A 21097-nucleotide genomic window follows, 5' to 3' on the forward strand; every position below is an offset into this window, starting at 1 on the left:
TAAGTGACAAGTTTTTATTATTTCACTTGTCTACCTAGAAGGGAGCATATCAGAATCCCGGTGAAAGGGAAATCTGGCGGCTTTGTCTTTTTATTCAGAAAAGGGAATAAAGCGCCGCCGTTCCGGATACAATAGTAAGGAGATCCTTTGCTTTTTAGCAGAATCAGAACAGGAAAGGCGGTCGGAAAAGATGGGAATCGTTTGTCTGGCGGGGATTTTTGCCGTATTTCTTCTGCTTGCATGGACGCTCTGCCGGGCGGCAGGATGGGAGAAAGAACGGGAAGATCTGGAACAGGAGCAGTACCTGAAAGAGTGGCGGGAGAAAAAGTTGAAAAAATCGAAAAAATTTGAAAATTAGTGTTGACATTTGGCGGGTGGAATGCTATACTAACGAAGTCGGTTGGTGATACAGATAAAAAGCCGACAGACAAAACACTGATGTGGGGTCTTAGCTCAGCTGGGAGAGCATCTGCCTTACAAGCAGAGGGTCATAGGTTCGAGCCCTATAGGCCCCATATTTTATGAAAAACGGTGTTGAAAATGAATATGGCGAGATAGCTCAGTTGGCTAGAGCACGCGGTTCATACCCGCGGTGTCGAGGGTTCGAATCCCCCTCTCGCTACTTATGGAACCCTTGAGAAATCAAGGGTTCTTTTGGCTTTATGGACAGTATGATGATATGGCTGTCATGTCAAAATCGTGTCTTGAAATCCACAGGGATTTGTGAGAAAATAAGACTACCTAAGAGCTTGTTTTGGGCTCTGAAAGTAAATAAAACAGTAATGGATAGAAGAAAGATAAGGAAAAAACAATGATAGAGTTTAATAAACCACCTTTTATTGGAACAGAACTGGAATACATCCGCCAGGCGGCAGAGGAAAACAACAAGCTGTGCGGCGACGGTCCTTTTACGAAGAAATGTTCTGCCTGGATGCAGGACAATTTCAACGTAAAACATGCGATGCTTACGACATCCTGCACCCATGCACTGGAAATGGCAGCTTACCTGTCTGAGATTCGGCCGGGCGACGAAGTGATCATGCCGTCCTACACGTTTGTTTCCACTGCAGATGCCTTTGTTCTGCGCGGAGCAAAAATCGTCTACGTGGATATCCGTCCGGATACGATGAACATCGACGAGACCAAGATTGAGGATGCCATCACCGAAAAAACAAAAGCGATTGTTCCGGTTCACTATGCGGGCGTTGCCTGTGAAATGGATACCATCATGGATATTGCAAAACGCCATAACCTGAAGGTTGTAGAGGATGCGGCACAGGGTGTGAGCGCGTACTACAAGGGAAAAGCCCTTGGAACGATCGGCGATTTTGGCTGCTACAGCTTCCATGAGACGAAAAACTATACGATGGGAGAGGGCGGCGCGCTGCTGTTCCAGGATGAGAATTATCTGGAAAAAGCAGAGATCCTTCGTGAAAAGGGAACGAACCGCAGCAAGTTTTTCCGCGGACAGATCGACAAATATACCTGGATCGACTACGGTTCCTCCTATCTGCCGAGTGATATGAATGCGGCTTACCTGCTTGCAGAACTCGAGGAACATGAGAAAATCGACAGAAAGCGGATGGCCATCTACAACTATTACCATGAGCAGCTCCGTCCGCTGGCTGAGGCTGGAAAGATCGAGCAGCCGGTTGTGCCGGAAGGCTGTGTACATAATGCACATATGTACTTCATCAAGGCAAGAAATCTGGAAGTGCGTACAAAACTGATCAACTATATGAAAGAGCGCGGTGTGATGTGTGTCTTCCATTACGTTCCGCTCCATACCTCCCCGGCCGGACAGAAGTTCGGTGTTTTCCACGGAGAGGACAAATACACAACAAAAGAGAGCGAGCGCCTGATGCGTCTGCCGATGTTCTACAGCCTGTCTGAACAGGATATGGCATATGTCGTAGAGTGCCTCATGGACTTTAAAGAGTGGTAACATTTCATGTATGAGAAGTTTTTAAACTACTTTACGGACTATATTTTCGTGAAGGATGAGCCGCAGAAAGCCGATGTGATTTTTGTGCCGGGAAACGGATATCCGCAGATGGCGGCGCACGCGGCAGAACTCTGGAAAGAAGGATTTGCGCCGTATGTGCTTCCGTCGGGAAGATACAGTACTGTGCTCGGGCATTTCGCCGGTGTACAGGATCTTGCGGAGCAGTACGGCGGGAACTATGAAACCGAGTGGGAGTTTCTGCGGACGGTACTGCAGAAAAACGGCGTGCCGGAGAAAGCGATTCTGCGCGAAGACCAGGCGACGTATACGTATGAAAATGCACTGCGGTCACGGGAAGTGACAGATGCGGCGGGCATCGAGGTAAAAAAAGCGATCCTCTGCTGCCGGAATCTCCATGCGAGACGGTGTATTCTGTATTACCAGCTTGTCTACCCGGAGACAGAGTTTTTTGTCTGTCCTTCGGATATTGAGTTCACCAGAGAAAACTGGCATACAAAGGGTGAATGGATCGACCAGGTGTTAGGAGAAATGGAGCGCTGCGGCGGTCAGTTCCACAAGATTCTGCGGGAACTGCCGGCGGATTCTGAATTTTAACACCAGTAGACAAGAAGTCCCCCGCTTCTAAAGCGGTGGGATGAATTGTTAAAAGAAACATAACGGCAGTGGTAGGCGGAGAGAAATCGGTATCCTCCACTGACATGAGGAAAGTCACAGTCGAACTATTCTCGACATGTCAGACTCCGTGAAAATACCGATTGTGAGTTGAAACGAAAAGATTTATAAAAAAGAGCGGAAATTGTGGTAAAATTGCGGCTCGTATGGTATACTATCGTTAAGTTAAGTTTCTAATCTAAAGCAAAGGTTGGTGGACAGTATGAATAAGATTGATGAAGTATTAGAGCTTTTAAAACAGAGAGAACGTGAGAACGAAAAACCGAAAAACGTGATTTTATGGGTTCTTGCCATTGTCGGAGCGGTAGCGGCAGTTGCAGGAATCGCATACGCAGTATACCGGTTTGTAACTCCGGATTATCTGGAAGACTTCGAAGATGATTTCGATGACGATTTCGACGATTACTTCGAGGATGAAGACGAAGATAAGTAGGATGGAAAAAAGAAACTCCGGTGCCGGAACGTGGTACCGGAGTTTTTCTGTCCGGAAATCAGTTTGACATAGAAGGAGAAGAGAATGAAAAAAGGAGAAATTTACGAGGGAGTCGTGGAAAGAATCGATTTCCCGAATAAAGGACGTGTACATGTGGAGGGCGAGACGGTTACCGTGAAAAATGCAATTCCGGGACAGAAGATCCGCTTTCAGATCAACAAAAAAAGAAAGAACCGCATGGAGGGCCGCCTGCTCGAAGTAACAGAAAAATCCCCGATGGAAAAGCGCGATCCGGTCTGCAGTATTTTCCCGTCCTGCGGCGGATGCATGTACCAGACGATGAGTTATGAGGATCAGCTTGCAATGAAGGCCGGTCAGGTGAAAAAACTGCTCGACGATGCCCTCGTGGAGGCCGGCCAGGTCAATGAGGCGGGGGAGGCCGATTATCCGTTCCTTGGAATCAAGGGAAGTCCGAAGGAGTTTGCATACCGGAATAAAATGGAGTTTTCCTTCGGCGATGAATACAAGGACGGCCCGTTGTCTCTCGGACTTCATAAAAAGGGAAGCACCTACGATGTCCTGACCGCGTGCGACTGCAAAATCGTACATGAGGATTTCACAAAGATTCTGACCTGCGTGCTGGCGTACTTTAAAGAGCGGAACGCAAGTTACTACCACAAGATAAGCCACGAGGGTTACCTGCGCCACCTGCTGGTTCGAAGAGCCGAGAATACCGGAGAAATCCTGGTAAATCTCGTCACCACAAGCCAGGAAGAGTGGGATCTGATGCCGCTCGTGCAGGAAGTGCTTGGTCTGCCGATGGAAGGAAAGGTTGTCGGATTCCTCCATATCATAAATGATTCCCTGGCAGATGTTGTAAAGAGCGATGAGACAAAAGTGCTCTACGGACAGGACTACTTCTATGAAGAACTCCTCGGACTGAAATTCAAGATCACCCCGTTCTCCTTCTTCCAGACCAATTCCCGTGGCGCGGAAGTTCTCTACAGCACCGCCCGCGAGTTCGTCGGCGAGACGAAAGACCGCACGATCTTCGACCTCTACAGCGGAACCGGAACCATCGCCCAGATCCTTGCACCGGTCGCAAAAGAAGTGATCGGCGTGGAAATCGTGGAAGAAGCTGTTACAGCTGCAAAAGAGAACGCAGAGGCAAACGGCCTTACCAACTGCAGTTTCCTCGCCGGAGACGTGCTGAAGGTGATCGATGAAATCGAAGAAAAACCGGACTTCATCGTTCTTGATCCACCGCGCGAAGGAATCCATCCGAAGGCTCTGCCGAAGATAGTTGATTTATATAGGTGTGAAAAAATGCTTTACATCTCCTGCAAGCCGACTTCTCTTGCGCGGGATCTGGTAGAGTTTGCAAAATATGGATACCGTGTAGAAAAGGTCTGCTGTGTTGATATGTTTCCGGGAACGGTGCACGTCGAGACGGTAGTCTTGATGTCAAGGAAAGATAAATAAGTGCCAGAAAGCGGCGTATTTCCGGGCTTTTTCGGAGGTTTGGATTTGAAGCCAGACTTCTGAAAAAGCTCGGTTTTCTTATATGGAAACATATCCACTGCAAAATGTGTGTCAGGTTGTAACCTCGGATTAGATGTCACGATTTGAGACAGTGGATTAGATGTCAGGCATTTTGGGATGATTTTTGGAAAATGAAAAAGGGTGACAACCAATCCGGCAACTCGACCATTTTGGGTGGTTGTAGGCAGTGGAATAGATGTAAGGGGGATTGATGTTTTGGGGCAGATATTTGATTTTAGCGGTATTGAAAAAAGTGAAAAATCAATTAAGAAGACGTGAGTCAGGAATATCAGATCCCGATGAATGGAGGATACAGCAATGGCTGAAAAGCAGACAATTGACGCAATGTGGGATGACTCCCCTGTTGACGTTTCCACAGAGGTAAATTTTATCTGGTCTATCGCAAACAAACTGCGCGGTACTTACCAGAGTGACAAATACAAGGATGTCATCATTCCGATGGTTATCATCCGCAGATTTGAGTGCGCATTGGCACCAACAAAGCAGAAAGTAGTAGACCAGTTCAAGGCGAATCCGGCATATCCGGCAAAGGCGATGTATCGTGTATCCGGATATCAGTTCTACAATACCAGTGAGTTTGATCTTGCAGAGCTGGTAAATGATGCGGATCATTTGGCTGCAAACTTTAAATCTTACATTCAAGGTTTTTCTGCAAACATTCAGGACATTATTAAGAGTCTGGATTTTGATAAGCAGATTGACAAAATGGACAAGAATAATCGTCTGCTCAGTGTGGTGAAGGCCTTCTCAGAATTGGATCTGAATCCGGTGACAATCGATAACGTAAAGATGGGATACATCTTTGAAGATTTAATCAGAAGATTTTCAGAAAATGCTGAGGCCGGTGATCACTATACCGGCAGAGACATCATCAAGCTGATGGTCAATATTCTGCTGGCAGAAGGCTGTGATGATATTTTTGACGACGGAAAGGTCATCACCGTATTGGATCAGGCATGTGGAACTGGTGGTATGCTTTCTACCAGCTACAACTTTATTAAGCGCTATAATCCGTCTGCGGATGTGCGCCTGTTTGGTCAGGAAATTAATCCAGAATCATATGCTATTTGCCTAGCTGAGATGATGATTAAAGGTCAGAATGCAGAAAACATTTGCTATCAGGACACGATGAAAGCTGACCGATTCAATGGAACCAAGATGCGTTTTGTTATTGAAAATCCGCCATTCGGCACACCGTGGGGCGGTAAAGATGCAGCAGAAGGTGTGGAGCAGGCAGTTAATGATGAATATACAAAAGGCTTCGATGGTCGCTGGGGTGCGGGCCTTCCTGGTTCTGGCGATATGCAGATGCTGTTCTTGCAGTCTGCTATAGATAAGATGGACGACAATTTTGGTCGTGCTGCGATTATTGAAAATGGCAGTCCGCTGTTCTCTGGTGGAACTGCTTCCGGGGAAAGCCAGATCCGTCGTTGGATGCTGGAGAACGATCTGATCGAAGCGATTATTGCACTTCCTACGGATCTTTTCTACAACACAGGTATCGCTACATACATCTGGGTACTTTCTAAGAATAAGAGACGTGAAAGAAAAGGTAAGATTCAGCTGATCGATGCGTCTGGTTTTTATGGAAAATTGAGAAAGGCACTGGGCAATAAGAAAAACGAGATTTCATCGGAAAATCGTACGCAGATCACGAAGCTATATGCAGATTTCGCTGAAAATGAGTATTGCAAGATCTATAAAAATGAGGAATTTATCTACCGCGAGTACACGGTGATGCAGCCTCTTCAGAGAAGCTATGCCATTACAGAAGATAGAATTGAAGCAATACTGTCAAAAGGCTCTCTTTCTTCTCTTTACGATCAGGTTAAGGTGGATGAACTGGAGAATATGGAAGAACTGTCCGGTAAGGATTTAAAGAAGCTGGAAAATTACCAGAACAACCAGCCTGTTTATGAAGCAATCATTGAAGCGCTGCAGGCGGCAGTATCAGAACAAGTTTATGATTCACCGAAAGCATTTATGCCGGTGCTGACAAAGGCCCTTGTCAATGCAACAGCAGACAAGAAACTGCTTGATAAGATTGCGGATGGTTTGTCTGCCATGGATAAGAATGCTGAAATTCAGAAAGATAAAAAAGGCAATATTCTCTATGATAAGGAAACCAAAGATACAGAGCTGGTGAAATGGGAAGAAAGCATCGACGATTATATGACGAGAGAAGTACTGCCGCATGTCCCGGATGCTAAGGCATTCTTTGAAGAGGATCTGGGCAAAAAGAAACCAGTCATAAAGACCGGTGCAGAGATTCCGTTTACACGCTATTTCTACAAGTATCAGCAGCCAACACCTAGTGAAGAACTGGAAGTGAAGTTTATGGATCTAGAGCTTTCCGTTTCTGACCGCGTGTCAAAGTTGTTCGAGTAAGGCGGTGATGATATGCGAGAGATGAAAGATAGTGGAATTCAATGGCTAAGAGAGTATCCAGCAAATTGGGACCTGATAAAAATCAAATATTGTCTTAAAGAACGTGTTGAGAAAAATAATCCAGTTCGAACAACAGACATTTTGTCGTTGACCGCTAAGCAAGGCGTAATTCCATATGATCAGAAAGAAGGAGGAGGAAATAAACCAAAAGAGGATGTAAGCGCATATCGATTAGCATATCCAGGGGATATTGTAATGAACAGCATGAATATCCTATCTGGTTCTGTTGGTTTGTCTAATTATTTTGGATGCGTTAGTCCTGTATATTATATGCTTCGTCCAATAGATACGAGTGAGGATGTAAGATTTTATAATTACATTTTTCAATCGACTGTATTTCAGAGAAGCTTGTATGGATTAGGAAATGGAATTCTTATAAAAGAATCAGGAAATGGAAAGCTCAATACAATTCGAATGAGAATTCCAATTGATAAATTTGGAGGTTTATTTATACCAGTAGCTCCGATACAAGAACAAAAGCGAATTGCGAATTTTCTCGATGCCAAGTGTGCCGAGATTGATGCTCTCACAGCAGATATTCAAACGCAGATTGACATACTAGAGCAATATAAACGGTCCGTCATTACTGAAGCGGTAACCAAGGGGCTGAATCCAGACGCGGAGATGAAGGACAGTGGAATCGATGGAGCTGGAATGATTCCGTCTCACTGGAAAACAACAAGATTGTGTTATGAATGCTACATCAGGGCTCGTTTAGGATGGCGTGGATTAAAGGCAGATGAGTATGTTGATGATGGATACGCCTTTATTTCTGCATTTAATATTCAAAATGGAAAATTGGTGTGGGCACCTTTGAATTACATTACAAAGGAAAGATTTGACGAATCACCGGAAATCAAACTTCATAAAGGAGATGTACTAATTGTAAAGGATGGTGCCGGTGTAGGAAAATGTGCGAGAGTTGATGATTTGCCTATTGGAGGTACAGCCCCTAACAGTTCGATTGCAGTGATTACACCAAACGAAAGCCAAGACTATAGATACGTGTGTTACTACTTGCAAAGTGCTGTTTTCAATAACTTTGTGTTGTTACTTTATAACGGGATGGGTGTTCCGCATTTAACTCAAGAGGTAATGAGCAAGATCAAGATTCTTGTGCCACCACTAAAAGAGCAAATGGAGATATCGGATTATCTTGACGCTAAATGTACTGAAATTGATGCCATTGTTGAGGCAAAAAAAACACAGCATGCAACACTTGATGATTACAAGAAGTCTTTGATTTACGAATACGTCACAGGAAAGAAGGAGGTGCCAGAGAATGCTTAGAATGGGTGGATGGTACTGGTTTCTTTCCGGGGAGGAGAGCAAGCTCGAAAAACACAAATGCGGCAAGTGGATGTATTTTTTTGAAGATCAGTCCTTTGCGCAGCAGATATGTGAGAAGGCCATTGCGGAGCACGTATGCTATGAGTGCAAATGTACTGACATGGAAGTGCAGCTCGCTCCGACGGGAGTGATTTGCTTTTACTTGAATGGTGATGATATTGAGAATCATAAGCGTGTGATTCAGTTTATGATGGACAATGATCTAATTCGGAAAACTAAGACAGGTAGATACTATAACAACAGCTTCAAGTTTGATGATCAGACTCGTGCCGGTGAATACGGGGCGGATTTTGAAGGAAAAATCAAGCTGGATGAGTTTATCGATTTGAAAACCGGCAGATGGATCAGAGAGGAGGCTTAAAGCGAATGGATGATAAAAATATACTTGAGCTTCATGTGGAACAGCAGGATACCGACGGTACTGCAAAAAGAGCCGCAGAATACCATAAGCGCCTGATTCATCAGGCATCCATCCTTTCTGAGAAAGAATACCAGAAGTTCTTGTTAGAGCGTTTGGAGAAGGACAATGGTTTTGTAGTCCGTAAGGCTGCGGAGTTTGACCGCTATTATGCCGTGGATCGTGAGATGCTCTTTAAGTTCTTGAATGATACTCAATCGGATACCATGGAGTATCTGCGCAAGATTTACAAAGACGATCTGGAAGAGACGATTGTCAGCTTTATTAATGCGGAGACTACGAAGACACGAGGCAGCCTGATTGAAGTGCTGAAACATGGAATTGAGCTTTCAAATCAGAAGATTGAGCTCATATATACGAAGCCCGCGACTACCTTTAATCCGGAATTGACAAAGAAATACAGCCAAAATATTTTCTCTGTGATGGAGGAGGTCTGGGCCAGCGACAAGGAAAGAATCGATGTAGTTATTTTCCTGAATGGTCTGGCGATTATGGCTTTTGAACTGAAATGTAATGCAGCAGGTCAGTCCTATCAGGATGCCATCTATCAGTTCCGTACTGACCGAAATCCGAAGACGAGACTCTTCCGCTTCAAAGCCGGAACACTTGTAAACTTCGCTATGGATTTAGAAGAAGTGTATATGACCACTAAACTCGATGGTCAGGCCACATTCTTTTTGCCTTTTAACATGGGTAATGGTCATGGTGTTACCGCAGGAGCTGGGAATCCGGCATTTAAAGATAAATACAGTGTGTCCTATATGTGGGAGGATATCCTTACCAAGGATACGATTCTCGATCTGATCAGCAAGTTTATCTTTGTGGAAGTAAAAGAAAAGGTCGATGAAGAAACCGGAAAAGTAAAGCGTTCGGAGAATCTGATTTTCCCGCGCTACCATCAGCTTGATGTTATCCGCAAGGTGCTGGCTGATGTTCGTGAGAATGGCACAGCCCAGAATTATCTGATTCAGCATAGCGCAGGATCCGGAAAGACTAACTCTATTGCATGGCTGGCACACCGGTTAACTTCACTGCATGATGCCAACAACAAGATTATCTTTGACAATGTTGTTATTGTTACAGACCGAGTTGTTGTAGATAGGCAGCTGCAGAAAGCCATCATGGGTATGGAACACAAGGCGGGACTCATCCGTGTGATGGATGATAAGTGTGTGTCCGCGGACCTGGCGATTGCGCTGAATGGCAACACAAAGATTATTGCAACAACGATTCAGAAATTCCCATATATCGTTGATAGTGTAGCTAATTTGAAGAACAAGCGGTTTGCCGTCATCATTGACGAGGCGCATTCTTCAACCGCCGGAAAGGATATGGCTGCTATCACGATGACGCTTGGATCCGGAGAAGATACGGAAGCGGATGTGGAAGATATGATTTCCAGTGAAATCAAGCGAAATGGTAAGCAGGCCAATGTATCAATGTTTGCTTTTACAGCAACACCGAAGCCTACCACGATTCAACTTTTTGGGCATCAGAACACAAAGGGACAGAAGGAAGCATTTCATGTATATTCCATGAAGCAGGCGATTGAAGAGGGATTTATCCTGGATGTACTGCAGAATTATACGGAGTATTCAACGTTCTATCAGATTAACAAAGAAATTGAGGATGATCCGCGCTGTAAAACAAATGATGCGAAACGCCAGATTGCACGGTTCATAGAATTGCATGATACCAATATTGCGCAGCGTGTAGAAGTGATTGTAGAACATTTCCGCACCACGGTCATGCAGGAATTAGGCGGTCAGGCTAAGGCAATGGTGATTACCGCTTCTCGCCAGAGTGCAGTGAAGTATCGTCAGGCATTTGAAGATTATATTGCAAAGAAAGGATACGAGGGCATTCATGCATTGGTGGCGTTCTCTGGAAAAGTAAAGCTTCCGGATGATGAGCAGGAGTATACGGAAAGCTCTTTGAATGGATTTCCGGAGGATCGTCTTACAAAGGAATTTGATACGGATAAATATCAGGTTCTCCTGGTAGCAAATAAATATCAGACCGGATTTGACCAGCCGAAGCTTTGTGCTATGTATGTTCTGAAAAAGCTGAAAGGTGTTAATACGGTACAGACGTTGTCCAGGTTAAATCGTATCTGTGCACCTTATGATAAAAAGACGTTCGTGCTGGATTTTGTGAATAGCTATGAAGATATCAAATCTGCTTTCGCACCATATTATACAACGACATTACTGGCCAATTCTGTAACACCGAGTGCGGTATATGATTTGGAAGCTAAGATTGATGCTTATGGCATATTAGATCCGGCTGATATCGAAGCGGCTAACGATATTCTGTATGCCGACAAAGTGAATGGTAAGCAGAAACAGAGATTGACCTTTTTCCTTCAGAAGAGCAAGAAGCTGATTGAACATTATGAATACAATACGCGGCGCCAGTGCGTAGCTGATATGAGAAGTTTTGTCCGCTTCTATGAATTTCTGCTGCAGGTGTCCAGCTTTGAAGATACTGATTTACATAAGAAATATAACTTTGTGTCTTATCTGCTGGCTTATATTAATATCAAACATCCAGGCGGTGGTTTTAATCTGGATGGAAAGATTAAGGCTACTAATTTCGTACAGAAGAAGGGCGAAGAGCATAAGTCGGCTGATCTTGTTACCAATCCTGTTATGAAGCTCCCGACAGCAGAGCACTTTGGGCTGACAGAAGACAAGGAAAAGAGACTATCTGAGATCATCGATGAAATTAACAGCCGCACCGGTAAAAATTATGACAATGATTTAGTGGTTAGAGCGATGCTACAAATTCGTGATATCTTGATGAAGTCAGAAAAGTTGAAGACAAGTGCACGCAACAATACGCAGCAGGATTTTGAGTTTTCCTATTTTGATGATATTGATGACGCTTTGATTGAGGGATTGTCACAGAATCAGGACTTCTTCTCCATGCTTCTCTCCAATGATGAGATGAAGCGGCAGGTTCTTGGTATTTTCTCAGATGAGATATACAAGAGTCTTCGTAATGCAAAATGATAAGGTGGTGATTTGCAATGTTCAATAAAATGCGATTAAAGTCAGCGCTTGTTGAATACAAGAAACGATTTATACAGACACAGTGGCCGGACGAAAAATATAAGTGGGAAGCTGTGAAATGCTTTCAGGTGAACTGGGATGTAAATGCGGATGATTTTGCGGCAATGCTTACAAAGGCGTTATCGCAGACAGGCAATCTGCTGGCTTCAGTAAATAACTTTCCGGCCAAAATGATTATCAAGTTTGCGGAGATAGCACAGGAAGAAGTTAGAGCAATGTTCATCGAGCTCTTTGATGAAGGCAAAGATGTGTATGAACGTATTGATTCTTTCAAGCAGAAATCGAATAGTCTTCTCGAAAGATATGGCAATGGTGCGGCACAGCATTATCAGTATGAGAATGCGATATGCACCTATTTGTGGCTGCGTTATCCGGATAAGTATTACATTTATAAACTTACAGAGATCAAGGCAGTTTCCAATGAGCTGGAAAGCGATTATACGTTCAAAAAGGGTGCGTATGCAGATAACATTCGTAATTTTTTTGCTTTCTATAATGAAATCTGTGACGAGTTGAAGCAAGATGAAGAACTCAAAAATATGCTTGCATCACAAATAACGGGAACGTGCTATCCAGATCCAGAATTAAAAACACTGACAATTGATGTTGGATTCTTTATAAGTAGATACCTGAATAAAGATGAATCTGCACCGACATCAGATGAATGGTGGCCGACAGATTATACTCCTGCATTATCAGTCGATGATTGGGAAGTATTGCTTAATGATGCGGATATATTTACAGACAGTAGCCTTGAAATAATGAAGCGCATTCTTGATTATGGAGGGAAGGCTACCTGTACTCAGCTTGCGATAAAATACGGTGAAAGCAAGAATTTCTATAATTCAGGATCATCAGCGTTGGCCAGAAGGATTGTAAATAAAACAAACTGCCCAATCATGTCGCGGGACAACGATGAAAGTAAATGGTGGCCAGTTCTTTATGTTGGCAAGGCTGCCAAGAAGGATGAAGAAGGATCTTATGTTTGGAAGCTTAGAGATGAGCTTGCAGAAGCTCTTGAACGAGTTGATTTGTCTAAGGTGAATTTGTATGCAAATTTAGAGCCTAATTTCTGGAAGATAAGCCATGGTAATGACTGTATTTCTGATGTAGAGGCAGCAGCATTTGAAAAAAGACAAGTAATTGTGGTACATAAGGATACTGCTGCAAAGGGTAAATCAAAAGTATCTCAGGGCGAAGATTTTATGGCTACAATGAAGAATGGTGATTTCTTCTATTTGTGCCGTGGAAACAGCATACGGCTTTTGGGACGTATTGATTCGGATGAAGTAAATGAAAATCCAGAAAAGCAGGATGGCTGGTATGAGAGAAGTTATACGGTTATTACGGAGTCTCGTGATACAAGCGCCTATTCTGGAAATAAAAAGTGGTGGACGCCAAACGAGAACTCGACTTGCATTGTTGTTCCCCAAAGTGAAACACAGCTCTTTGAAGACTATATCTTAAAGCCTTATTTTGACATTACAAAAGAGGAACTTCTGAAGAATGATGCATCAGGTTTGCGCTACTGGTTTTTAAATGCAAATCCTAAAATATGGAGTATGTCCAGTATGCCAATTGGTGAGGTTCAGGACTATACCCTTTATAACGATAATGGAAATAAACGCAGGATTTTTCAGAACTTCTTAGATGCTAAGGCCGGCGATATGGTAATTGGTTATGAATCAACACCAGTAAAGCAGATCGTTGCAATTCTGCGCGTTAGTGCGGAGCAAGATGGGCAAAAAATCTATTTTGAGAAAGTAGAAGGCCTTTCCTCTCCTATTGATTTTTCGACGTTGAAAGAATGCTCAGAGCTTGAGAAGATGGAATATTTCTCTATGACACAGGGTAGCTTGTTTAAGCTTACACGTGGAGAATATGATTTTATCATCGACATGATCCGAGAGGAAAATCCGGCTCCCTCAGGGAAAGGCAATACCGAATATACGAAAACAGATTTTTTAAGAGAAGTCTATATGACAGAAGCCAAATACGATAGGCTTGCAGCGGTTCTGAAAAAGAAAAAGAACATTATTCTGCAAGGAGCACCAGGAGTTGGAAAGACATTTGCAGCTAAAAGATTAGCCTACTCTGTGATGGGTGAAAAAGATGATGACCGTATCGAATTTGTTCAGTTCCATCAGAATTATTCTTATGAAGATTTCATGATGGGCTATAAGCCTGTGGAAAATGGATTTGAACTAAAATATGGTATTTTCTATCGCTTTTGCCAGAGGGCTGCAAATCATCCAGATAAAGACTATTTCTTTATCATAGATGAAATCAACCGTGGAAACATGAGCAAGATTTTCGGAGAATTGCTGATGCTGATAGAGGCAGATTATCGAGATAAAAAAGCAACGCTTGCATATAATGGCTTGAGCTTTTCGGTTCCTAAGAGATTACATATTATTGGAATGATGAATACCGCAGATCGAAGTCTGGCAATGATTGATTATGCATTAAGACGTAGATTCAGCTTTTTCGATATGGAATCAGGCTTTGATTCGGAGGGATTTATCAATTATCAGAATAGCTTTGCAAATGAAACATTCAACACTCTCATTGAGCGTATTAAGGAACTCAACAAGGAAATAGCTCAGGATAAGTCGCTGGGTAAAGGCTTCTGCATAGGGCATAGCTATTTCTGTAATGCGGATGACTGCACAGAAGAATGGATGAAGGACGTTGTTGATTTTGATATTTTACCGATGCTCAGTGAATACTGGTTTGATGAAAGTTCAAAGTTGCAGCGGTGGGAGAACATCTTGCACGGTGTATTTCAATGACAAAAGATAAGAGCATATTCATCAAAAATATATATTATATGCTGTCCTATGCTTTTCAAACGTTGAATCAGGAAAACTATGAAGATGTAGCAGTTGAATCGTTTGATGAGATGTATGATCTATTGGCTGCGATTCTTGCAAGAGGGATTGGAATTCAGCTGAAACAAGGTCTCTACCGGGAGTATATAAACCGTCAGGAGGAACTCACGGTAATGCGCGGGAAGATTAACATGCCGGAAACAATTAAGAATCGACTGGTACGTAAGCAGTTACTGACATGTGATTATGACGAGTTGTCTGAGAATAATCTTTTTAATCAAATAATCAAGACGACGGTTATGATGTTACTGCGAAACGCCAAGGTTAAGGCGGAGTACAAGGATGATTTGAAAAAGAAGATGTTATTCTTTTCTGACGTTGATACGCTTGAGCCAACCTCCATACGATGGTCATCAATTAGATTTCAGCGAAATAATCAGACTTACAGGATGCTTATAAGTATTTGTCAGCTGATAATTGAGGGTATGCTTATCACAACAGATGCAGGAGAGTATAGGCTTGCATCCTTTGTGGATGAGCAACGTATGTGTAGGCTGTATGAGAAATTTATTCTTGAGTATTATAGTAAGCATTTTCCTGAGCTGTCAGTCAGTGCCTCTCAGATACCTTGGTCTGTGGACGACGGAATCAGAACGATGCTGCCGGTAATGCAGAGTGATATTCATCTGCAAAAAGGTAATACCGTACTGATTATTGATGCAAAATATTATAGTCATACAACTCAAACGCAGTATGACAAACATACGCTCCATTCAAATAATATGTACCAGATATTCACGTATGTGAAGAACCGCGATTATGAATTTGGAGATGAAGATCATAAGGTTTCCGGGATGTTGCTGTATGCAAAAACGGAAGAAGAGATTCAACCGGACAACGTGTATCAGATGCACGGTAACCAGATTACCGTCAGAACATTGGACTTGAATTTACCATTTTCGGATATTGCTAAGCAACTGAATACCATTGCGGAAACGCACTTTGATTTACCGGAGAGGAGCAAGGGATGACAAACGAAGAAAAGATAATGAAGTTTAGGCAGTTGCTCTCAAATATAAATGTTACCAATAGCTATGAGTTGCTTGAAGAGACTGGTGACCTAAAAACAAACTACTGGGATTACATGACCACAGGAGGTGGCTATGTATGATTTGTGCTTATTGTGGAAAAGAAGCTAAAGGAACAAAAGAGCATATAATATCAAGTGGAATACTTGGATTATTTCCGGAATGCTTCGCAACAATAGACGGAGAGAGAAGTATCGTGCATCAAGGTGACCCTATGGTGAAGGATGTTTGTGCAGACTGTAATAACAATAGGATTTCGTACATCGATTCTTATGCAAAAGAATTTATTGAGAAGTATTTTTTAGTGAAGTACAAAAAAGATGACACTCTTTCTGTAGAATATGACTATACAATGATTCAAAAAATGTGTTTGAAGTTTGCGTTCAATGACTTGAGGGCTAGGAAGAAGGAGGTATCTTTTTTTGATGATGAAGTAAAAGAATTCCTGTTGAATGAAGAAAAAAGTAGTCCGCTAGGGAATATTACAATCTTGGCTGGACTTGCAGTAAACACTTCGCCTGCACCGGATTATATGTTTGGAAATATGAAACTCCGCTGGGGAGATTCGCCATTATTACTGGCGAATAGTATTGTCACAAACATTGATTATAATACAGGGCATATCACCTTGCGAGAGGAGAGGGAAATACAAGAGTTTGAGAATTATGCATTATCGTATGTATTTAGGTTCAATAGTCTACAGCTTCTTATACTTTGTTGGGACAGAGATATTAAGGAAGATGTACTCAATAAGAACAACATAATCTTGAAGTATCAATATCCGTACTCCATTTTGGATGCTTCAGGAAATACGGTGTTGTCCAGATGTACTAGTGAAGCAACATATCATCATGAACAGCTAATCGATGTAACATGGGGACAAGGCCTGATGGATGAAATCAGCTATATGCGTGGCACATTTTCTGAACAAAGTGAAAAATATTTTGAAGAAGTTCAGAAACGATGGGATGAAGAAGAACGAAAATTGGCAGAAGAACATCCGAGATAAATAACGCAGGAGGACGATACATGACATTATCAGCAAAACGATTAGGAGAAAGGTGTGGCTTGACAGCAGAGGAAATGAACATCTTATTAAAAGAAGAAGGATTCCTTTCTGGTGAGCCCGGAAATTATTATCCAACAGAGAAAGGAAAACTATTCGTAGTTGAAAAAGGCGATGACAACGGGTACGGTGGTTATGCATTTCGAGGTTGGAATTGGTTCGAATAGGATGAAAGAATTCTTGAAGAACTTGACACTTCAGTGGAGAACAAGCGTTATATACAAGAGAAAACATCTGAAGAGCGTCGTCGACGCAAGGCAGAGAAAGCTGCTGAATCGGAGGCATATTGGAATAAAGTCAATAGCCGAAAAGAACAGCCTGCGGAGGATATATCTAATGAATTAAAAGATAGTACAACAGGCAAATTAGTTATTGGCGCTCTTGCGCTAGTTGGATATGGGATATACAAGGTTATAACTCATATTACAAAAAATGATGATTAATAAAATAAGGAGGCGGAACAAATGACCAGAGAAGAATTAAAAGCACAGATTGATGAATTAATGAGACAGTATGCTGACGAAGAAATTGATGGAGCTACTTATCAACAAAAGATGATGGAATTAACCACATCGGCTCAGAAAGAAATCAACGAGGAATGAGATAGATATTGTTATTTATAATGAGAATGAGAAATATGCGATTGAATTAAAGTATCCACTGAATGGACAGTATCCGGAACAGATGTATTCCTTCGTTAAAGATATAAAGTTTATGGAACAACTCAAAGAGGCGGGATTCGATGGAGCATACTGTGTGACACTTGTGCAGGATAAGAATTTCTATTCTGGAAATAAGGTTGATGGTGTGTATTCATATTTTAGAAATGGAAATACAATTCATGGGACTATTATAAAGCCAACTGGTAAAAAGGATGAAAGTATAGATGTTCATGGAGAGTATCAGGTTGAGTGGAAATCCATAAACAACTGGAAATATTATATTGTGGATATGTGATGTGCATTAAGAAAAGAGGCGGGTTTTTATAGAAACAATTGGATTGAGAAAAGATATCAATAAATTATTAAAGAAGGCGAGAGAAACTGCAAAACCAGATAAATGTATCCTATGTGGAAAAACACAAACAAGTTTTTGTAATTCGCATTCTATTCCACACATGATCTTAAAAACAATAGCATGTGAAGGAAAAGTTTTAGAACCATGGGTGTTAATGGATGAAATTGATGTGGTAGATTTAGAATCGGGAATAAAAAAGTCTGGAACTTTCCATTTTATATGCAGAGAATGTGATGCTTTATATTTTCAAGACTATGAAAATAAAGAGGCATTGCTTAATGATCCCACAGATAAAATGCTTGCGGAAATTGCATTAAAAAGTATGTTACAAATGCTATCGAAAAGAAATGAGGAAATAGCTCTTTTTGATATTATTCAAAAAAGGTCAGGTGCGATAATAAACAAAGAACGGTTAGATGAAGATAAGTTATTAGATATAAATGATTATATGTTTGATATGGATGTTTACAAACGAATTATCCAAAATAATGAAAAAGATGGGTTTAAAATTGTATTTTGGGAGAAATTACCTTACGTTACTCCGATAGCTGTTCAGACGCCAATTACACTATATAAGGATATCGAAGGGACTGTGATTAACGATATCTATAATCCGGATCCAAATCTTCATATGCAAACAATGTACATGTGTGTATTCCCTATTGAACATGAAACGGTAGTTGGAGTATTTTATCATAAGAAGGATAGAAATTATAGAAGCTTTCTACATCAGATGAATTGTATGTCTGCGAGTAAGAAGCTGCAATATATAAATTATTTGATTTTTGCGAATACTGAGAACTATTATTTTTCAAAAACGATAGAAGATATTGTCAGGGATAATGAAAAATTAAAATTATTGGGACAGGAGAATAATGGGGATCCGCATTTAGGAATGCTTAGACCATTAGAACAGTTACTGGAATATAAGCAGATCAAACCAGATGAAATTCCTAATTTTTTAATGCCAGAGTACAAGATAAATAGTTAGACAGAAGTATAGTTAAAAATTTTGGATGTTAAAAGTTGAGTTTTTTTTACAGGGGTGTTAATTTGTAAGAAATTACAGGTGTCGGCGCATGATAATGCGGTGTTAATTTACCTCGCATGTCGAGTCTGTTGTTCTTTTGTCCAAACAAAAACTGGATGAATAGTTAATAAAGAGAGGTGCATATGCTATGCCAGGTATACTCGTGGTTGAAGATGATGAAAATTTAAATCGTGGAATTACATTTTCACTGAAAAAATCCGGATATGAGGTTTTTTCAGCAGAATCAGTGAAAAAAGCGAAAAGAATTGCAAGTGATCATAATGTGGATGTTACCATTTGTGATGTGAATCTTCCCGATGGGAATGGACTGGAATTTGTAAGGTGGATGAGATGCAATTATAATACATACATTATTTGTCTTACAGCACTAGATCAGGAGATGGATCAGGTCATGGGATATGAAGCAGGGGCAGATGATTATATTACAAAGCCGTTTAGTCTTTCGGTACTTCTTTTGAAAATAGAAGCACATTTCCGCCGCAGACAGGAGAAAACGGAAGCCGGAAAGATGATTTCGGGAGATATCGTATTTATCGCAGGAGAAATGAAAGTCCTGATAAAGAGTTGTGAAATCAGTCTGACAAAAACGGAGTTGAAAATGCTGACTTTTTTTCTTCAGAATCCGAAACAGATTCTTTCAAAAACACAAATATTGGAAAATGTGTTTGATCTGGAAGGGGATTTTGTGGATGAAAATACAATCGCTGTCAATATCAGAAGACTCCGTGAGAAAATCGAAGACAATCCGGCTGCACCGGTCTATATAAAGAATATCAGAGGTCTTGGGTATATATGGAATCAGGAGGTAAGGCAGTGACAAAGAGATATCGCAAGAAGATTACAGTAGTGCTCTCCTTGGTATTACCTGTCATATTATTGTTTGCAATATTAAATTGCTTTACCACGTATGTGTTTTATGAAGATTACAAATATAAAATGAATCTTATGACAGAGATTGCTGCAAAGGAAGAATTTTCCGGGCTGGATGCTGTTTCGGAATTGCTTAAGGATAAGGATATTGAAACCAACGAACAGGGAAAGCAATTATTGGAGCAATATGGATACTGGGGGAATAAAGGGAATGCATTTTATTCGCAATTCCAGCATCAGGTTATGGTGATCGGTGCTGTAAGCACTGTGATATGCGTGTTTTTTTTGACTTTTTTACTTTATTGGAAGAAAAAAGAAGATGCGTGTCATCAGAAAATATTAGACCAGTTGGAAGAAATTCTGATCAGATTCCGTGAAAATAAATTTGATGATTTACTGAAAACGGAAAATTACGCAGAACTGGAAAAATTGAATGACCAGCTTGAAGCAATCGGACATCATATTCAGTTGCTAAAGGAAGAAGCACGGACAGAAAAAGAGAGCACGAAAGAAATGGTTTCTGACATCTCACACCAGTTAAAGACACCGGTTGCAGCTTTGGATATATGTTTTAGTGTGCTGATGCAGAATGACTTAAGTGCCACAGAACAGGAGGAGTTTCGTATCCGTTGTCGGAGTGCTCTGGATGGACTGGAGACATTATTGCAGTCGCTTCTTGAAATATCCAAGATGGAAACTGGACTGATTCAGATGAATAAGAAAAAACTTCCAATTATAGATACTGTCATATCTGCTGTGAATCGTACATATCCAAAAGCGGATGAGAAAGAAATTGAATTCGTTTTTGACTATGAAAAAGAGTTGGAAACATGCACGATTATGCAGGATAAAAGGTGGCTTGGCGAAGCTGTGATCAACGTTCTGGATAATGCGGTCAAGTACAGTCCGGGTGGTTCAAAAATATTTATCCGGTTACAAAAAAGAAACGATCTTGTAAGAATGGAAATTGAGGATCAGGGAATTGGTATTCCGCAGAATGAGTATCACAAAATTTTTCAACGATTTTACAGAGGAAGTTCCAGGGAGGTCATGGAAAAGAGTGGTACAGGAATCGGACTTTTTCTATCGAGAGAAATTATCGAAAAGCACGCAGGTATGATTACGGTAACCTCCGGCAAAAAGAAAAAAGGAAGCACGTTTGTGATTCAATTACCATATGTTAGTTAAATTTTAAATGAGCAGAAATCTTACAATTCTGTAAGACTTCTGCTCGTTTTTGAAAGTGAAAT

Annotated in this window: 20 protein-coding genes and 2 tRNA genes; all 22 read left to right on the plus strand. The window is 41.4% G+C overall.

Going from position 1 to position 21097, the window contains the following annotated elements:
- Positions 1-190: 190 nt before the first annotated feature.
- The 22 genes from DXD02_RS15500 to DXD02_RS14560 all read left to right on the plus strand — a co-directional run bounded on the left by DXD02_RS15500 (position 191) and on the right by DXD02_RS14560 (position 21035).
- A complete protein-coding gene (locus tag DXD02_RS15500; protein WP_158554991.1) occupies positions 191-358 on the plus strand; it encodes a hypothetical protein in 168 nt (55 codons plus the stop codon).
- 84 nt (positions 359-442) lie between these two features.
- Positions 443-515 (plus strand) — tRNA-Val (locus DXD02_RS14470).
- Between the two features lie 33 nt (positions 516-548).
- Positions 549-622, plus strand: a tRNA-Met gene (locus DXD02_RS14475).
- 189 nt (positions 623-811) lie between these two features.
- Positions 812-1945, plus strand: coding sequence for a dTDP-4-amino-4,6-dideoxygalactose transaminase (rffA, locus tag DXD02_RS14480; RefSeq protein ID WP_117760542.1), 1134 nt, complete (start codon positions 812-814; stop codon positions 1943-1945).
- A 6-nt stretch (positions 1946-1951) separates the two neighbouring features.
- Entirely contained in the window at positions 1952-2560 is a 609-nt protein-coding gene (locus tag DXD02_RS14485) for a YdcF family protein (RefSeq protein WP_118595604.1), read from the plus strand.
- Positions 2561-2840: 280 nt separating this feature from the next.
- Positions 2841-3071: a hypothetical protein gene (locus DXD02_RS14490; protein ID WP_055221244.1), complete on the plus strand. Its 231-nt coding sequence runs from the start codon at positions 2841-2843 to the stop codon at positions 3069-3071.
- An 84-nt stretch (positions 3072-3155) separates the two neighbouring features.
- Complete coding sequence (rlmD, locus tag DXD02_RS14495; protein WP_118667038.1) at positions 3156-4553, plus strand: 23S rRNA (uracil(1939)-C(5))-methyltransferase RlmD; 1398 nt, start codon at positions 3156-3158, stop codon at positions 4551-4553.
- Positions 4554-4931: 378 nt separating this feature from the next.
- Positions 4932-7022 carry a type I restriction-modification system subunit M gene (locus tag DXD02_RS14500; RefSeq protein ID WP_118667039.1) on the plus strand — a complete coding sequence of 697 codons (2091 nt, stop codon included), beginning with the start codon at positions 4932-4934 and terminating at the stop codon, positions 7020-7022.
- A gap of 12 nt (positions 7023-7034) precedes the next feature.
- Complete coding sequence (locus tag DXD02_RS14505; RefSeq protein WP_118667040.1) at positions 7035-8372, plus strand: restriction endonuclease subunit S; 1338 nt, start codon at positions 7035-7037, stop codon at positions 8370-8372.
- Positions 8365-8793: a hypothetical protein gene (locus tag DXD02_RS14510; protein ID WP_118667041.1), complete on the plus strand. Its 429-nt coding sequence runs from the start codon at positions 8365-8367 to the stop codon at positions 8791-8793. The genes DXD02_RS14505 and DXD02_RS14510 overlap by 8 nt, the downstream gene beginning before the upstream one ends.
- 5 nt (positions 8794-8798) lie before the next feature.
- Positions 8799-11864: a type I restriction endonuclease subunit R gene (locus DXD02_RS14515; protein ID WP_118667042.1), complete on the plus strand. Its 3066-nt coding sequence runs from the start codon at positions 8799-8801 to the stop codon at positions 11862-11864.
- Between the two features lie 17 nt (positions 11865-11881).
- Positions 11882-14716 carry an AAA family ATPase gene (locus DXD02_RS14520; RefSeq protein WP_118667043.1) on the plus strand — a complete coding sequence of 945 codons (2835 nt, stop codon included), beginning with the start codon at positions 11882-11884 and terminating at the stop codon, positions 14714-14716.
- Complete coding sequence (gene mcrC / locus DXD02_RS14525) at positions 14713-15786, plus strand: 5-methylcytosine-specific restriction endonuclease system specificity protein McrC (protein ID WP_118667044.1); 1074 nt, start codon at positions 14713-14715, stop codon at positions 15784-15786. The genes DXD02_RS14520 and mcrC overlap by 4 nt, the downstream gene beginning before the upstream one ends.
- Positions 15783-15926, plus strand: coding sequence for a hypothetical protein (locus DXD02_RS15505; protein ID WP_158581230.1), 144 nt, complete (start codon positions 15783-15785; stop codon positions 15924-15926). The genes mcrC and DXD02_RS15505 overlap by 4 nt, the downstream gene beginning before the upstream one ends.
- Positions 15923-16852: a hypothetical protein gene (locus DXD02_RS14530; RefSeq protein WP_118667045.1), complete on the plus strand. Its 930-nt coding sequence runs from the start codon at positions 15923-15925 to the stop codon at positions 16850-16852. The genes DXD02_RS15505 and DXD02_RS14530 overlap by 4 nt, the downstream gene beginning before the upstream one ends.
- A 20-nt stretch (positions 16853-16872) precedes the next feature.
- Positions 16873-17076: a hypothetical protein gene (locus DXD02_RS14535; RefSeq protein WP_118667046.1), complete on the plus strand. Its 204-nt coding sequence runs from the start codon at positions 16873-16875 to the stop codon at positions 17074-17076.
- Positions 17077-17109: 33 nt separating this feature from the next.
- A complete protein-coding gene (locus tag DXD02_RS14540; RefSeq protein ID WP_118667047.1) occupies positions 17110-17352 on the plus strand; it encodes a hypothetical protein in 243 nt (80 codons plus the stop codon).
- Positions 17353-17373: 21 nt separating this feature from the next.
- A complete protein-coding gene (locus DXD02_RS15625) occupies positions 17374-17511 on the plus strand; it encodes a hypothetical protein (protein ID WP_172704674.1) in 138 nt (45 codons plus the stop codon).
- A 112-nt stretch (positions 17512-17623) separates the two neighbouring features.
- Complete coding sequence (locus tag DXD02_RS14545; RefSeq protein ID WP_118667048.1) at positions 17624-17866, plus strand: hypothetical protein; 243 nt, start codon at positions 17624-17626, stop codon at positions 17864-17866.
- A 43-nt stretch (positions 17867-17909) separates the two neighbouring features.
- Positions 17910-18917, plus strand: a complete 1008-nt coding sequence (locus DXD02_RS14550; RefSeq protein WP_147399071.1) for a hypothetical protein — start codon at positions 17910-17912, stop codon at positions 18915-18917.
- 187 nt (positions 18918-19104) lie between these two features.
- Positions 19105-19794: a response regulator transcription factor gene (locus tag DXD02_RS14555; protein ID WP_118667049.1), complete on the plus strand. Its 690-nt coding sequence runs from the start codon at positions 19105-19107 to the stop codon at positions 19792-19794.
- On the plus strand, positions 19770-21035 hold the full coding sequence (locus DXD02_RS14560; RefSeq protein WP_118667050.1) for a sensor histidine kinase: 1266 nt from the start codon (positions 19770-19772) through the stop codon (positions 21033-21035). Before DXD02_RS14555 ends, DXD02_RS14560 begins: the two co-directional genes overlap by 25 nt.
- Positions 21036-21097: the final 62 nt, after the last annotated feature.

Source organism: Blautia sp. TF10-30 (assembly GCF_003481245.1).
Taxonomy (GTDB): domain Bacteria; phylum Bacillota; class Clostridia; order Lachnospirales; family Lachnospiraceae; genus Fusicatenibacter; species Fusicatenibacter saccharivorans.

What these genes read in the sequence shown, in the direction of transcription:
- DXD02_RS15500 (WP_158554991.1), top strand. Translation starts at nt 191, where the DNA reads ATGGGAATCGTTTGTCTGGCGGGGATTTTTGCCGTATTTCTTCTGCTT.
- rffA (WP_117760542.1), top strand. Translation starts at nt 812, where the DNA reads ATGATAGAGTTTAATAAACCACCTTTTATTGGAACAGAACTGGAATAC.
- DXD02_RS14485 (WP_118595604.1), top strand. Translation starts at nt 1,952, where the DNA reads ATGTATGAGAAGTTTTTAAACTACTTTACGGACTATATTTTCGTGAAG.
- DXD02_RS14490 (WP_055221244.1), top strand. Translation starts at nt 2,841, where the DNA reads ATGAATAAGATTGATGAAGTATTAGAGCTTTTAAAACAGAGAGAACGT.
- rlmD (WP_118667038.1), top strand. Translation starts at nt 3,156, where the DNA reads ATGAAAAAAGGAGAAATTTACGAGGGAGTCGTGGAAAGAATCGATTTC.
- DXD02_RS14500 (WP_118667039.1), top strand. Translation starts at nt 4,932, where the DNA reads ATGGCTGAAAAGCAGACAATTGACGCAATGTGGGATGACTCCCCTGTT.
- DXD02_RS14505 (WP_118667040.1), top strand. Translation starts at nt 7,035, where the DNA reads ATGCGAGAGATGAAAGATAGTGGAATTCAATGGCTAAGAGAGTATCCA.
- DXD02_RS14510 (WP_118667041.1), top strand. Translation starts at nt 8,365, where the DNA reads ATGCTTAGAATGGGTGGATGGTACTGGTTTCTTTCCGGGGAGGAGAGC.
- DXD02_RS14515 (WP_118667042.1), top strand. Translation starts at nt 8,799, where the DNA reads ATGGATGATAAAAATATACTTGAGCTTCATGTGGAACAGCAGGATACC.
- DXD02_RS14520 (WP_118667043.1), top strand. Translation starts at nt 11,882, where the DNA reads ATGTTCAATAAAATGCGATTAAAGTCAGCGCTTGTTGAATACAAGAAA.
- mcrC (WP_118667044.1), top strand. Translation starts at nt 14,713, where the DNA reads ATGACAAAAGATAAGAGCATATTCATCAAAAATATATATTATATGCTG.
- DXD02_RS15505 (WP_158581230.1), top strand. Translation starts at nt 15,783, where the DNA reads ATGACAAACGAAGAAAAGATAATGAAGTTTAGGCAGTTGCTCTCAAAT.
- DXD02_RS14530 (WP_118667045.1), top strand. Translation starts at nt 15,923, where the DNA reads ATGATTTGTGCTTATTGTGGAAAAGAAGCTAAAGGAACAAAAGAGCAT.
- DXD02_RS14535 (WP_118667046.1), top strand. Translation starts at nt 16,873, where the DNA reads ATGACATTATCAGCAAAACGATTAGGAGAAAGGTGTGGCTTGACAGCA.
- DXD02_RS15625 (WP_172704674.1), top strand. Translation starts at nt 17,374, where the DNA reads ATGACCAGAGAAGAATTAAAAGCACAGATTGATGAATTAATGAGACAG.
- DXD02_RS14545 (WP_118667048.1), top strand. Translation starts at nt 17,624, where the DNA reads ATGGAACAACTCAAAGAGGCGGGATTCGATGGAGCATACTGTGTGACA.
- DXD02_RS14555 (WP_118667049.1), top strand. Translation starts at nt 19,105, where the DNA reads ATGCCAGGTATACTCGTGGTTGAAGATGATGAAAATTTAAATCGTGGA.
- DXD02_RS14560 (WP_118667050.1), top strand. Translation starts at nt 19,770, where the DNA reads ATGGAATCAGGAGGTAAGGCAGTGACAAAGAGATATCGCAAGAAGATT.